At 60.7% G+C, this 13,465-nt stretch carries 14 protein-coding genes; 6 read left to right on the top strand and 8 right to left on the bottom strand.

What is annotated here, in order from left to right; translation table 11 throughout:
- From ABL922_RS12960 to ABL922_RS12950, 3 genes are all read left to right on the top strand, one after another.
- Positions 1–4,290 (top strand): strawberry notch family protein (locus ABL922_RS12960; RefSeq protein WP_349024629.1); only part of this gene is annotated, 4,290 nt, incomplete at its 5' end.
- Position 4,291: 1 nt separating this feature from the next.
- Positions 4,292–5,344 (top strand): toprim domain-containing protein, encoded by a 1,053-nt coding sequence (locus ABL922_RS12955; protein WP_349024628.1) that lies wholly within the window; start codon positions 4,292–4,294, stop codon positions 5,342–5,344.
- A 169-nt stretch (positions 5,345–5,513) separates the two neighbouring features.
- The gene (locus ABL922_RS12950) at positions 5,514–6,431 is read left to right on the top strand and encodes a DUF2493 domain-containing protein (RefSeq protein WP_349024627.1); all 918 of its coding nucleotides are present in this window, start codon (positions 5,514–5,516) and stop codon (positions 6,429–6,431) included.
- A gap of 96 nt (positions 6,432–6,527) precedes the next feature.
- Here the strand turns inward: ABL922_RS12950 and ABL922_RS12945 are convergent, their stop codons facing one another.
- Together ABL922_RS12945 and ABL922_RS12940 are read right to left on the bottom strand one after the other, a co-directional pair.
- The gene (locus tag ABL922_RS12945) at positions 6,528–6,896 is read right to left on the bottom strand and encodes a VOC family protein (RefSeq protein ID WP_349024626.1); all 369 of its coding nucleotides are present in this window, start codon (positions 6,894–6,896) and stop codon (positions 6,528–6,530) included.
- 17 nt (positions 6,897–6,913) lie between these two features.
- Positions 6,914–8,104 carry a diaminopropionate ammonia-lyase gene (locus ABL922_RS12940; RefSeq protein ID WP_349024625.1) on the bottom strand — a complete coding sequence of 397 codons (1,191 nt, stop codon included), beginning with the start codon at positions 8,102–8,104 and terminating at the stop codon, positions 6,914–6,916.
- A 90-nt stretch (positions 8,105–8,194) separates the two neighbouring features.
- On the opposite strand from ABL922_RS12940, the gene ABL922_RS12935 reads away from it, so the two are divergent.
- Positions 8,195–8,656, top strand: coding sequence for an Lrp/AsnC family transcriptional regulator (locus ABL922_RS12935; protein WP_349024624.1), 462 nt, complete (start codon positions 8,195–8,197; stop codon positions 8,654–8,656).
- A 272-nt stretch (positions 8,657–8,928) separates the two neighbouring features.
- On the opposite strand, the gene ABL922_RS12930 is transcribed toward ABL922_RS12935, so the two are convergent.
- Complete coding sequence (locus ABL922_RS12930) at positions 8,929–9,066, bottom strand: hypothetical protein (protein ID WP_349024623.1); 138 nt, start codon at positions 9,064–9,066, stop codon at positions 8,929–8,931.
- Positions 9,067–9,658: 592 nt separating this feature from the next.
- Between ABL922_RS12930 and ABL922_RS12925 the strand changes: the two genes are divergently transcribed.
- Together ABL922_RS12925 and ABL922_RS12920 are read left to right on the top strand one after the other, a co-directional pair.
- On the top strand, positions 9,659–10,162 hold the full coding sequence (locus ABL922_RS12925; protein WP_349024622.1) for a hypothetical protein: 504 nt from the start codon (positions 9,659–9,661) through the stop codon (positions 10,160–10,162).
- 530 nt (positions 10,163–10,692) lie between these two features.
- Positions 10,693–10,917: a hypothetical protein gene (locus ABL922_RS12920; RefSeq protein WP_349024621.1), complete on the top strand. Its 225-nt coding sequence runs from the start codon at positions 10,693–10,695 to the stop codon at positions 10,915–10,917.
- A gap of 49 nt (positions 10,918–10,966) precedes the next feature.
- On the opposite strand, the gene ABL922_RS12915 is transcribed toward ABL922_RS12920, so the two are convergent.
- The 5 genes from ABL922_RS12915 to ABL922_RS12895 all read right to left on the bottom strand — a co-directional run.
- The gene (locus tag ABL922_RS12915) at positions 10,967–11,401 is read right to left on the bottom strand and encodes a hypothetical protein (RefSeq protein WP_349024620.1); all 435 of its coding nucleotides are present in this window, start codon (positions 11,399–11,401) and stop codon (positions 10,967–10,969) included.
- The gene (locus ABL922_RS12910) at positions 11,398–12,072 is read right to left on the bottom strand and encodes a Rieske (2Fe-2S) protein (protein WP_349024619.1); all 675 of its coding nucleotides are present in this window, start codon (positions 12,070–12,072) and stop codon (positions 11,398–11,400) included. The genes ABL922_RS12915 and ABL922_RS12910 overlap by 4 nt, the downstream gene beginning before the upstream one ends.
- The gene (locus ABL922_RS12905; RefSeq protein WP_349024618.1) at positions 12,069–12,443 is read right to left on the bottom strand and encodes a Rid family hydrolase; all 375 of its coding nucleotides are present in this window, start codon (positions 12,441–12,443) and stop codon (positions 12,069–12,071) included. The genes ABL922_RS12910 and ABL922_RS12905 overlap by 4 nt, the downstream gene beginning before the upstream one ends.
- Positions 12,440–13,219, bottom strand: a complete 780-nt coding sequence (locus ABL922_RS12900) for an MBL fold metallo-hydrolase (RefSeq protein WP_349024617.1) — start codon at positions 13,217–13,219, stop codon at positions 12,440–12,442. The genes ABL922_RS12905 and ABL922_RS12900 overlap by 4 nt, the downstream gene beginning before the upstream one ends.
- A partial coding sequence (locus ABL922_RS12895) for a hypothetical protein (protein WP_349024616.1) occupies positions 13,216–13,465 on the bottom strand: 250 nt, incomplete at its 5' end. The genes ABL922_RS12895 and ABL922_RS12900, both read right to left, overlap by 4 nt.

Raw genomic sequence — 13,465 nt, 5'->3', positions numbered from 1 at the left:
GAACAGACCGCTGCCTCGATCATCGCGGCAGCCCATGATCTGCTTGGCCACCTTGCCGCCGGGCGCCGGATCGACTCCCCCGCCCTTCGCACCGCAATGCAATCCGCCTTTGGCGCAAGCGATGCGAGCGGCGCCTGGGACTGGAAGGCAGCGTACGAAGCGGTCGAGGTCGCCCAGCTACTGTTCATGCGCCGCTATGGCTCGGCCATTCATGCCAGGACCACCGATCCGTTCGAACGGCTGAAACTCGTCGAACGCATTGCCCGGCTCGCACCGACCCAGACCCGGCGCAGCGAAGAAATGCAGTCCTACCAGCAATTCTCGACACCGTTGGGACTGGCATGGGTTGCCGGGTTCGCGGCGGACTTCAGCCTTGCTGAGCTGGTGCTTGAGCCTTCAGCGGGCACTGGCCAGCTCGCGATCCAGGCTGAACTCGCCGGATGCAGGATCGCATTGAATGAAGTCGCCGACGTGCGCGCGGCGCTGCTTGGCAGCCTGTTCGAAGGCTCGCCCGTGTCGATGCACGATGGCGCGCAGATCCATGACCGGCTGGATGCAGGCTTGGTGCCGAGTTGCGTCGTCATGAACCCGCCATTCTCAACCGCGCTTCATGTCGAGACCCGTGCGGCCGATGCGGCATTCCGACACTTGTCATCGGCGATTGCCCGGCTTGCCGTCGGCGGACGGCTCGTTGCGATCACTGGTGCGAACTGCGCGCCCGACCACAAGGCGTGGCGCGACGGCTTCGTCCGGCTGCAGGACAAGGCACGCGTGGTCTTCTCCGCGACCATAGCTGGCAGCGTGTTCGCACCGCATGGCACATCGGTCGAGACACGGTTGACGGTGATCGACAAGGTGCCTGCGGACGCTCCAGCGCAGTTTCCGGGATCGCTTGGGCTGGCCCCTGATCTTGCGACCTTGCTGCGCTGGCTGATCGACGGCCTGCCGCCACGACAGCCGATCGCGGAACCGGCAATCCAACCGCTGGTCGCCTCCCGCAACTCTCCAGCCAGAAAAACGGCAGGACCAAAGCCGCGCTTGGTTCCAACTCAGACACCGGAGCCATCAGGCGTGCCCCTCGACTATGAGTTGATCGACTGGCAATCGCCGAACGACGGCAAACTCTCCGACACGCTCTATGAGCCCTACACGCTCCAATCGATCCGCATCGCCGGTGCCCAGCCGCATCCCACACGCCTGGTGCAGTCGGCGGCTATGTCCTCAGTCGCGCCGCCCAAGCCGACCTACCGCCCGCATCTGCCCAAAGGTCTGGTCGAGCGGGGACTGCTGTCCGATGCCCAGCTTGAATCGGTCATTTATGCGGGCGAAGCTCATGCCGATCATCTCGCTGGCAACTGGTCAGTCGATCCTACATGGGACAAGGTCGAAGCCGCGCCCGACGATTGCGACACCGCAGTCCGGTTCCGCAAAGGCTGGTTCCTCGGCGACGGCACGGGCGCAGGCAAGGGACGGCAGGTTGCTGGCATATTGCTCGACAATTGGCTCAAGGGTCGGCGGCGTGCGGTGTGGATCTCCAAATCCGACAAGCTGCTCGAAGATGCCCAGCGCGACTGGAAGGCCTTGGGTCAGGAGCCGCTACTCGTCACTCCGCTCGCCCGGTTTCGGCAGGGAACGCCCATTGGCCTCGCGCAGGGCATCCTTTTTACAACCTATGCCACGCTACGCTCCGACGCGCGCGAAAACCGGGTTTCGCGGGTCCAACAGATCGTCGATTGGCTTGGAACCGACTTCGACGGGGTCATTGTCTTCGACGAAAGCCATGCCATGCAGAATGCCGGTGGCGGCAAATCAGACCGGGGCGATTGCGCGCCCTCCCAGCAAGGGCGTGCCGGGCTTCGCTTGCAACACGCACTTCCCGATGCTCGTATCCTCTACGTCTCGGCGACCGGGGCAACCACGGTCGAGAACCTCGCCTATGCCCAGCGGCTCGGGCTGTGGGGCGGCGCGGACTTCCCGTTCGACAAGCGCACCGATTTCGTCGCGGCCATTGAAGCGGGCGGGGTCGCGGCGATGGAAGTGCTGGCGCGCGACCTCAAGGCACTCGGCCTCTACGCTGCCCGTTCGCTTTCCTACGAAGGCGTCGGATATGACCTGATCGAACACCAGCTGACGCCCGAGCAAGTTCGAATCTACGATGCCTATGCCGGGGCCTTTCAGGTGATCCACAACAATCTCGATGCCGCACTGGAAGCAGCGAACGTCACCAGCAACGAGGGCACCTTGAATGCACAGGCCAAGTCGGCGGCCCGTTCGGCGTTTGAAAGTGCCAAGCAGCGCTTCTTCAACCATCTGATCACGGCGATGAAGACGCCAACGCTGATCGCCGCGATCAAACAGGGGCTTGCTGATGGCCATGCCGCCGTGGTGCAAATCGTCTCAACCGGGGAAGCGCTGCTGTCGCGCCGCCTGGCCGACATTGATCCGGGAGAGTGGAACGACGTTCAGGTGGACATCACGCCGCGTGAATATGTCCTGGATTATTTGCTCCACAGCTTCCCGACCCAGCTCCATGAGAGCTTCGCCGACGGCGACGGCAACCTCGCCTCCCGGCCTGCCTATGACAATGATGGCAATGTGGTGCAGTGCCGCGAGGCCATCGAGCGGCGCGACCGGTTGATCGAGCAGCTTGCCTCAATGGAGCCTGTGCAAGGCGCGCTCGACCAGATCGTCCAGCGGTTCGGCACAGACATGGTAGCCGAGGTAACCGGGCGCTCGCGGCGGATCGTCCGCAAGATCGATGCGAATGGCGACCGGCTCGCTGTCGAGAACCGACCTGCCCATGCCAACCTCGCCGAAGCGCAGGCGTTCATGGAGGACCGCAAGCAGATACTCGTCTTCTCCGATGCCGGCGGCACCGGGCGCAGCTACCATGCGGATCTCGGCGCGCGGAACCAGCGGCTTCGCCATCATTACCTGCTTGAAGCTGGCTGGAAGGCCGACACCGCAATCCAGGGCCTCGGGCGCACCAACCGCACCAATCAGGCGCAGCCGCCGCTGTTCCGGCCCGTGGCGACCAATGTTCAGGCCGAGAAGCGCTTCCTCTCCACCATCGCTCGGCGGCTCGACACGCTGGGGGCAATCACGCGCGGGCAGCGCCAGACCGGCGGCCAAGGCCTGTTCCGCCCCGAGGACAATCTCGAAAGCCCCTATGCCCGCGACGCCCTGCGTCAGCTCTATGTGCTGATCCATGCGGGCAAGGTCGACCATTGTTCGCTCGGCACGTTCGAGGGCATGACTGGTTTGTCGCTTACCGATGGCAGCGGCTGTCTGAAGGACGAACTGCCGCCGATCACGACCTTCCTCAACCGGCTGCTGGCGCTGACGATTGCGATGCAGAACGTCCTGTTCACGGTGTTCGAGCAGTTACTCAGCGCCAAGGTCGAGAGTGCGATTGCGGCGGGCAGCTACGATCTGGGCCTCGAAACTTTAGTAGCCGACAGCTTCACTGTCACCGGCAGCGAGCCAATCTACACACACCCGGCAACAGGTGCCGAGACCCGGTTGCTCACCGTGGCAATGCGCGAACGCAACCAGCCGGTAACGGCGGAGAAAGCACTCGACCTGGCTTCCGAGCCGGGAGCGCGGCTGTTGGTCAACGCCCGTTCGAAACGCGCTGCGGTCCAGCTTCCCGCACGCAGCGTCATGCTCGACGACGGCGAAGTTGAACGCCGCATCCGGCTGATCCGGCCAATGGAGCGGCTGAACTTCGCCCTGAACCATCTGGCGGAGACCAGCTGGGAGGAAGTGGATGAGCGGACGTTCGCGTCAACTTGGCAGGCGGAAGTCGCACAGGTGGATGAGTTCACACAAAGCGAACTGCACATCGTCACCGGCCTGCTGCTCCCGATCTGGAAACAGCTTCCTGAAGAATCCACCCGCGTTTACCGGCTCCAGACCGACGATGGCAGTCGCGTTGTTGGGCGCAGGGTCTCTCCGGCATGGGCAGCGAGTGCGACAGCCAGACCGGACGCCCCGATACTGTCGCCGCCGCAGGCACTGGCCCTTCTTCGAGAAGGCCATACCATTCTCGACCTTGCCGATGGGCTGCAACTGCGCCGTTCGCGGCTCATGCAGGTCAACCGGATCGAACTCACCGGGTTCGGATCGACGGCGGTGGACCGGCTGAAGGCCATGGGACTGTTCTCCGAGATCATCAGCTGGAAACTGCGCCTGTTCGTCCCCGATGATGTTGTGACAAGCTCGGCAGTGATCGAGCGGCTGTTCGAACGGCACCCTTTGACGCGCATCGCGGACCGGAAGGCTGCCTAACATGAGCAGGATTTCCACCCGCGCGGCGGAATTGTCCGAACGGCTTGCGCAAAACGCGCAGGCCGTCTGCCGTCACTATTTGCCCGCAGGCAGACGCGAAGGCCGCTACTGGATGGTCGGTGACGTTGCAGGCACGCCGGGGCGCAGCCTCTATGTCCGTCTGTTCGAGACCGAACGGGGCACAATCGGCAACTGGGTCGATGCCGCGACCGGTGAACATGGCGATCTCGTCGATCTCATCCGGCTCAATCAGCGGCATGGTCGACTGGCCGAGACCATCGACGAAGCCGAACGCTTCCTCAGCCTGCCACCGTTGACTTCGGACGAAGAGCGCACTGCCTCAGCCTTCGCCAAGCCCGCACGAGCAGGGTCCACAACCGCTGCCAGACGCCTGTTCGCCGCCTCGAAGCCCCTGACCGGATCACTGGCGAGCGCCTATCTGCGATCACGTGGCATCACTCGGGTCTCCGGACTGCCAGCCCTGCGCTTTCATCCGCGGTGCTACTACAGAGCCAATGAGGATGATGTTCCCGGGACTCCTGGAGCCTTTGCGGCAATGATCGCAGCAGTGTCTGATAACGATGGAGTGCAGACCGGCACGCATCGGACATGGATCGATCCATCAGGCGGCGTGAAGGCCAATGTCGCATCGCCGCGCCGGGCAATGGGCAACATTCTCGGCAACGCGGTCCGGTTCGGAACGGCGGATGACGTCCTGATCGCGGGCGAAGGCATCGAGACCATGCTGTCCTTGCGCGAAGTCCTGCCTGCCATGTCGATGGCAGCCGCTACATCGTCAGCCCATCTCGCTGCCATCCTGTTCCCGACCGCACTTCGGCGCCTCTACGTCTCGCGCGACCGCGATGCGGCAGGCGACGCGGCGTTTGGCATCCTGACCGAGCGGGCAAAGGCAGCAGGGATCCAACTCGTGTCGCTCCTGCCAGAATTCGGCGACTTCAATGACGATCTGCGCCAGCTCGGCGCATCGACGCTGGGGCAGCGGGTTGCGCTTCAACTGCACGCTCAGGATCGGGCTCGCTTCTCCATAGACTGAGGCTGAGCCGATACGGGATCGGGGATCAGGCTGAGGTGGCGCGCACCATCCAGATGCTTGCTCCCGGCCAAGCCCAGCCTTCCGGGGAGGCGTCCGAAAGACCGGCTGCCGGGAGGCCGCAATGGCGGTCGGGCAAAGTGCCCGGTCCCAAGGCCCCAAGGACAGCGCCATGACCACCATGCACGATTCCGAACCCGATCACGAAGTCTCACCCACCGCCCACCTCCTCGATGAAATCGCCCTTTACGGCTATCGCCCTTTCTCCGACGAAGCTGATCCGCGGCCACTGCCCGAGGAGCGCATGGCCGCCGGTGCCGTAGCCGATATGTTCGACGCCCTTATTGCCACCATGATCGACACGAGGCTCGAACCCGATCTTGAAGACCTGTGCTGGTCGCTCGCCAACCTCTTCCACCGCGCCGAATTTCGCATCCAGCGCGAACTTGACGACAATGAGGACGGCCAGAAGCGCAGCCAGCGCGAGCAGGATGGCTCCGAGGTTAAATCGGTCGAGTTGGAACGGCAGATCCGGGAAGGCATTGGGCTCATCGAACGCCGCAACACCATGGAGTTCATGCGCGAAGCCGCTGCCGACCAGTTCGAGGCGCACTTCCGCAAGGCCTGGACACCGCGCACTGGATCACTGGTCAACCATCGCACCCTGACTGCCGCCATGATCGACAGCCGCGACTTTCTCGCCGCCAAGCGCCGTTCGGAAACTGAGCCCATGCTGCCGGCCGGCACGCGCATTGCGTTCACCTCGGGTCCCGCCTATCAGGATCACAACCGCATCTGGGCAGCGCTCGACAAGGTTCTCGCCAAATATCCCGACATGGTACTGTTCCACGGCGGAAATCCCACCGGCGGCGAGCATATCGCATGCCTCTGGGCACGCGCACGAAAGATCACCCATGTGCCGTTTCGGCCCGATTGGGAGCGGTTCAAGAAAGCTGCACCGTTCCGCCGCAACGATCAGATGCTCGAAGTGCTGCCCAAGGCTGTGGTCGCCTGTCCAGGCAATGGCATCAATGCCAACCTGGTCGACAAGGCACGCAAAATGGGGATTTCGGTGTGGACCATCGAATGACCCGTCCCGACAACTTTTCGGTCGTTCCACACTCAATCAGCATTCTTCAAAAGCTGCCGTTCAGAATGACCGCCGCAACCCCGAAGGGACAGTGCATCACGTCTCCGCTTTTCGGCACACAAACTCCACCAAATGGCCGTCCGGGTCACAAGCATATCCCGCATAATAATTGGGGTCGATATGGGGATGGATTTTGGGTTCGCGCGGCCCAGTTCCGCCGATGGCCTTCGCCGCTTCAAAGGCTTCATGGACAAGCGCGCGCGATGCGCATGAAAAGGCATAATGCGCGTTGACCGTGCTGTTGTCGCCAATGCGTATCCAAAAAGGCAAAATATCGCCCTGACCATATCCTGCAGGCGAACCCGGCACGATGCGGGTGACCCCCAATGGCGAAAGCGCGGCGTCATAGAAGGCACACATATCGTCAAACTTGTTCGTCGATAGTTCGAGATGATCCATAATCATGGCAGAAAGTTCCTTTTCTAGATTGAAGTCACAGTTGTTTGGTTAGCGGCAGGCGTGTCAGCCCTTTCCGTTATGATAGTTAAAATGCGAGAATGATGGTCTAGTCCAAGCGCTTCCCGAATGTGCGGCTCTTGTGCGGCCGCAACCAGCCCGGCCAGACCGACACCGCCTGAAATGCCTGCTGCGATGACCGGATCGGTGCCTGACGGATTTGCCAGAACCTTCACAATGTCTATTGCAGCGGTGTCGGGAATCGTCATGAACGCATCAACATAGCGATCCAGTATTGGCCAAGCCACCTCAGACGGGCGATAGCATTCCAGCATTGCCATTACCGTTGGATCGCTCGCCGGAACTTCAACGGGCCGCCCGGCCAGCGCGCTTGCGATGAGGCAACCGGCCCGATCCGGTTCGACGACGACAACCGTCGGTCGCGCCTTCCCGAATAAGTCCGCCAAATGGCCCGCGACGGCGCCAGCCAAGCCGCCAACACCTCCCTGAACGAAAACGTGGGTTGGAGACTGGTTCATTTGCGACAGGGCCTCATCGACGAGAACCGTGTATCCTTGCATGACGCGGGCTGGAACATCGCTCTCACTCTTCCAGCTGGTGTCCGACACCAGCTGCCAGCCATTTTCTCGCGCAGCATCGGCGCACATATCGACGCTATCGTCGTATGTGCCGGAGACCTCGACAACTTGTGCGTTCAGCGCCCGCAACAGGGCACGTCGGCTGTCTTCGACATTTTGATGAACAAAGATGACTGCCTTGCAGCCGAAGAGGCGTGCGCCTGCTGCAACCGAGCGACCATGATTGCCATCGGTCGCGCAGCATATGGTCCGGTTCTTGACCGCCTCCCGGACTTCTACGGACATAATCTCAGCCGGCATCACCGAACGCCCAAGACGCTCAGTGGCCCAGCGTAACACAAGTTCGGCCACGGCATAAGCGCCGCCAAGGGCCTTGAAGCTGCCTAATCCCAGTCGACCGCCTTCATCTTTGGCAAAGATCGAAGCCAACCCAAGCTCTTGAGCCAGACAATCGAGCCGCTTGAGTGGCGTTACTTGATGCTGCGGGCACAGGTTGAGAAGATGGCGGACTTCCTCTGGTGCGCTTCGTCCCAGCCAATCACGCAGAGGCTGGGGTGGCGTATCTCGGGTTGCGCGCGGGTTAGCTGTAAAGCAAGAAATGGTTTGACGTTCGGTCATGACGCAACAATAGCGTGCTACGTCAGCGTTATCTCAGCTATTATAGGCAAGCCGTAGCAATAAAACAGCGCGAAATAGGAGATTAACGCAATGGATCAGCTTGATGACTTCGATCGCGCAATCCTGACGATCATTCAGGAGGATGCGACATTAGCCTATGCCGACATCGGCGAACGGGTAAACTTATCTGCATCCGCAACGCTTCGCCGCGTTCAGAGGATGAAGGAAAATGGCACCATCATCGCCACACGGGCGATATTGGAACCAGAACGGGTCGGGCAACTGCTGACCATCTTGGTTGAGGTCTCGCTGGAGAATGAGCATGCAGCAACGCTCGAAGGCACAAAGAGAGCTTTGATCGATGATCCTCAAGTGCTGCAATGCTATTACGTGACCGGTGATGCCGATCTGTTTGTCATTCTCGCGATGCCCAACATGTCATCTTACAAGGCATTCACCGACTGCCATTTTCTCGGGAATGCCAACATCAAGAAGTTCAAAACATCGGTCGTCATGGATTGCGTCAAGCGCACTACGGCTTATCTGCTTTGACCACAGCTTTTGGGCATTTCCCAATAATTGCCGACATTCCGCTCCCCCCGACATTGGGGACATCAAGTCTCCTAAAGGCGTGAACCACCCCGCTCTTTGAGGCCCATCCGTTGGCCGCCCCAAAGCCTCCTTCAATCAACCCGTAAAGGGTCCGCTACGCTGCGCATGCGGCCACTACGGCGGCGCCTTCGTGGTGATTGCGGCTTTGCGCCGTCCGTCCGGGGCCTGTCGAGCGGGGATGGTCCCTGCTCCGAGACAGGAGCTCGAACATGTCACTCACCATCGCACAGCGTCACGCCTGGAGCCTCGCCCGCACCCTGATAGTCTGCGTCACCCTGTTCCACGCTGGTAACTGCTACTCCGCCGTCCCTACGTCCGAATTCGATGGCGACGCCGACAGCGTGATCCACGAATATGACCCGTTCAATCCCTGACCGCGCCAAATCGCGTGGCACCGCGTTGCCGGATGCCCATCGGGTACGCGCCTTCGACTTTGCGTGAGATCGGTGCCCGAGGCCTGCTCCCAGTGTTTGATCATCCTGCAGGACGAACACACATTCACGAGACTAGCCGCCGCTGCCCGTTACGAGCGGATTAAGTGCGGATTTCGCCTCGGGCCTGATCACGGCGGCGCGCCATCGGCCTATCGGCGTGCCCGGCTCGCCCAACTGCTCACCATCCACGACGCTCTCAATGGCGGTGCATCGACGCGGGAACTCCCCTTCAGTCTCGTGTTTGGGCGTGATCGGCCACTTGCAGGGGCGACGTGGAAAGGATCAGATGAACGCCGACATACGCTCCGGCTGATTGCCGAAGCGCGCAGGCTAGTGAACGGCGGGTATCGCAACCTCCTGCACCACGAGTGAAGAACGACCGAGTCGTCAAGAATGTGTTGACTTAAAATTGTCAATAATACATTGACTTTTAGTCAGCAACCAATTGACGGAGGTAGCAGTGCAATTTACAGAGCAAAAAGCGATCAGAGACGGCACGGCGGCAGTAATGATTGAATGGGCCAATAGCCGCCATCCTCCCTTTACCGGCGACAATGTCGAGGAGTTCAAGGACGCTATTATGGCGGCTCACATCGTGGCCGACGAAGGAAGGCTCGACCTTCAGCGGTGGGTCGATGCTGCGCGGAGAACCGGGTTGAGCTGGACCGATGTCGGCGACGCATTGGGCATATCCAAACAGGCAGCGCAGCAGCGATTCAAATCTGCGGAAACAGATGAAGGCGCCGTGGACGAGGAAGGCGCTAAGATCGTTCGGTTCGGAGCGACCGCCTTCAACGAGATGGCCATGATGCGAAACGAAGGCAGGAACGGCAACGAACTGATTAACACCGGCATGCTTACGCTGACTTTTCGCTCTACCGAGTATAATTGGGAATATCGACGACGGCTTGGAGTCGCCCCCATGATGGCCGAGATGAAAGCAGCAGGGTGGACCTATGTATCGAGTTGGCTGCCCTTCCATTATTTCAAACGACGCTATTCGGAAAGCTAGCGCTCCAACGGTCCGCTTCACGCTTGTTGTGCCCGGAAGCGGACCGTCGCAAACCCACCAGCTCCCGCCAATCTCAGCACAGGACAGCGTCGCATCGACTTGAAGTATCTCCAGTATGGCGCGGTCAAAGCTATCGAGCTGATTCATTGTGCTAACTCTCCAGAATTCGCAATAATTCGGCTCAAGCGAAGCGGATAAAGCGGAGATTTCGCCTGAGCTTCGCGATATATTTGCGCGATGACCAGCAAGATAACCATTTCCCAGTTCGCATTCAACGCTCGGGCTGTGCGCAGTGCGCCAACGCCCGCTCTCGCGAAATGGCTTAGTCGGGAAGCTCCGGAGGAAGTCCGGCGACTGCTGGGGCTCTGCCCAAGGCACCGGATAACTCCGCTTTTGCGCCTGGACTCGCTGGCGCGAGAGCTTGGGGTAGCAGCGACCTTTGCCAAGGATGAAAGCAGCAGGCTTGGCCTGGGCAGCTTCAAGGCGCTCGGCGGAGCCTACCCGCTAGCCGACGTCGCAATACCTGGCCCTTGGCTGCCGGAACCTTCGCCGGTTTGGCGACATGCTGGTTCAGCCTGTGTTTTTCGCCGATCACTTACGCCGGTTGGCGGGACTGGTTCCCCGGAGAGCTGTCCGCATCGGCCATTGCGCTCTTCATCTCGATGATGAGCATGACGATTTTGGCATTGGCCTGGACAATCACCGAAACTGATGATCGATATGCCGGTTTTGGCCGGCTTGTCAGCGAAATCTAACTCGATGTCCGTGCGCTGGATAATAGGAGCCGATCGCGCACCGTTCAGGCTATCTCTGCGCAAGCAGCCAAAGTCCTGAAAGGCACATGATCGCGCCAATCAGGTTGCGCGGTGGCAGAACTTCTCGAAATGCCAACCACCCGAGGGGAACAAGCAAAACGGCGGTAGCAACAGTAACCATGGTTCCAGTGGTGTTTACCGGCCATCCGAGGCGGAAAGCAGAGACATAACCGTACTCGAGGCCAACCACCGCTAGGCCAAATACCACTGCAACCAACACGTCGCGCAGTTCAAAACGATTGCTGCCAAGTTCGGGGTTGCGCCACCAAAGGATCGAGGCGGCGACCAAGGCAACTGCATAAGCCAGCACCTGGAAGGCAAGAATATTGATCCCAGGGCGCGGGAGCTTGAGCATCAACTGGTAAAGCGCATAGGTGCCGACCATCAGTGCGAAAGGCCAGGCAACGAAACCGCCGACCCTCATGCTATGTTGTCTGCCGGGCGATTTATCCAGCCCTTGATCTGACCGGTCGCGCATTGACCAGTCTGCGCATCGAAGCGGTAGCCATGCCAGGGACAGGTCATCACATTGTCGCTGTCCGGTTCACAATTGAGCGGTAGCCCCTGGTGCGGACAGACCAGTGGCACATCGCAGACCGTGCCGTCCGCCAAGGTTGCCTGTCGTCGCTGCTTATGGAGCTTGGCTCCTTCCTTCAGCGCGCGGGCGCGGTGGATCATCTTGGGCTCATCCTCGTCAATCAGACGGTACCACATCTCGGAATAGAACTTGCCTGCAGCAGCTTTGTCGAGATTCGGACGGTCGGGCACGAAGAAGCGTAGGTGCATCGTGCAGTGATCGCCTTGGCCGGGTGTAATCCGGCAAACGGTGCGGCCATTCTCGGTCCCGTCTGCGTCAAAAGTGGCGTTGGTATATCCCAACCGGTCGGCATCAAGCGCCACCGTCATCCGCATCGCCTGCCCGTCGCGCAGTACGACGTTGGCATCCCAGCCATTGCGGTCAGCCTTGTTGAGGATGATGCTCTCAAAAGCAAAGGCGTGGACATGGGGCAGATGCTCCCAATCCAGCTCGTCCTCGATGGCGCGTGCCACAGTCGCGCCCACTTCGCGGGTCAATTCGCCAACCTCGACCATCATGATTTGACTCTCGCCGTTACCTTGACTTCCGCGCGTGCGCCGGGGCGAACGAAACCCGAAACGCCAATCCAGGTGGAGGCGGGATAGGGGGCATGGACGAACTCATCTTTGATCCTCGCCATCACCGCGGCATTGGTGGCCAGATCAACCATGTAGATCGTCGTATCGACAATATCGGCGTAGTCCGCACCGGCTTCGGCAAGGATCAGGCCGATCTTTCGCCAGGCGTCACGAAACTCGTCTTCGGCGCTGTCGCCCTGGCCGATCACGCCTGAACAAAAGATCAGTCCGGCTTCGCGCACTGCTGGTGCATAATGGAATGCGTCATAGGCTTTGCGCATGGCCTCGGGCACAATGACATCGATGGTCATGGGGCGCTCCTGCTGTTGAGATAGGCATCGGCCAGCTCGACCAGCCGGCTGCGGCCAAAACTGGGATCATGCCCGGCATGGACAATACGGGCGGGCAGGGCGCGCAGCCGTTCCATCGTGCGGATGTAGGCCGGGATGTCAGAGCCCGGTATCTGGTCGAGCAACGCACCATCATAGATCGCATCGCCCGAGAACAGCGTGCCGCTTGCCGCATCCCATAAAGCGATGCTGCCTGGCGAATGACCGGGCAGGTGCAGCACCTCGAACGCGCGGTCGCCAAGATCAACGACATCGCCTTCTTCGATCAGGCGCGAGGCCTGCGCAGCTTGCAGAACATGGCTGGCGGGGTCGAACCCGGCATGCGGGATCGCGGTCAGCAGTCCGCCCGAAATATCGTAGCCAATGCCCGAAAACCAGGCGAGATCGTCGGGAGAATAGACCGAAACGTCGAGCGGGAGATGATTGCTGGCGTCGGTCAGTGCCTGCGCCTCTGCGGCATGGACACAGCACGTCCCGAACTCATGCGCGCCGCCTGCATGGTCCATGTGACAATGGGTAAGCACGACAGTCAGCGGCTTGTCGAACAGATCTGCAGCAGCTTCGGCAAGGCTCGCCACGCCCAGCCCGGTATCGACCAGCAGATCACTGTCCCGCCCTGCGACATGCCAGATATTGCAGCGCAGGAGCGGGTGAACATGCGGCTCCCACAGCAAGGTGATGCCCTCGCCCAGCGCCTTGCGCTCGAACCAGTGGCCGGCGATTGGCAGCGCGCTCATGGTTCAACCGCGCTGGCAAAATCAAACCGCGTGAGCACGCGCGCAGCAGCAGCGATGATCGCGTCGATATCCGCTTCACTGTGCGCGAATGATAGGAAGAAATCGTTCGAGCCGGGGATGGTCAGCACGCCTTCCGTCAGCAGCGCGAGGTGGAAGAGATTGAGCTGCTTGCGATTTGTGATACTCGCCCGATCATAGTCGGCCGCGCCATCGATCATGAAAATTCGGACGATCGGCCCCAGTGTG

The organism is Sphingorhabdus sp. (assembly GCF_040079335.1).
Lineage (GTDB): Bacteria > Pseudomonadota > Alphaproteobacteria > Sphingomonadales > Sphingomonadaceae > Sphingorhabdus_B.
Note: the sequence above shows the minus strand (reverse complement) of the source record. Positions and strands in the feature narration are given on the sequence as shown.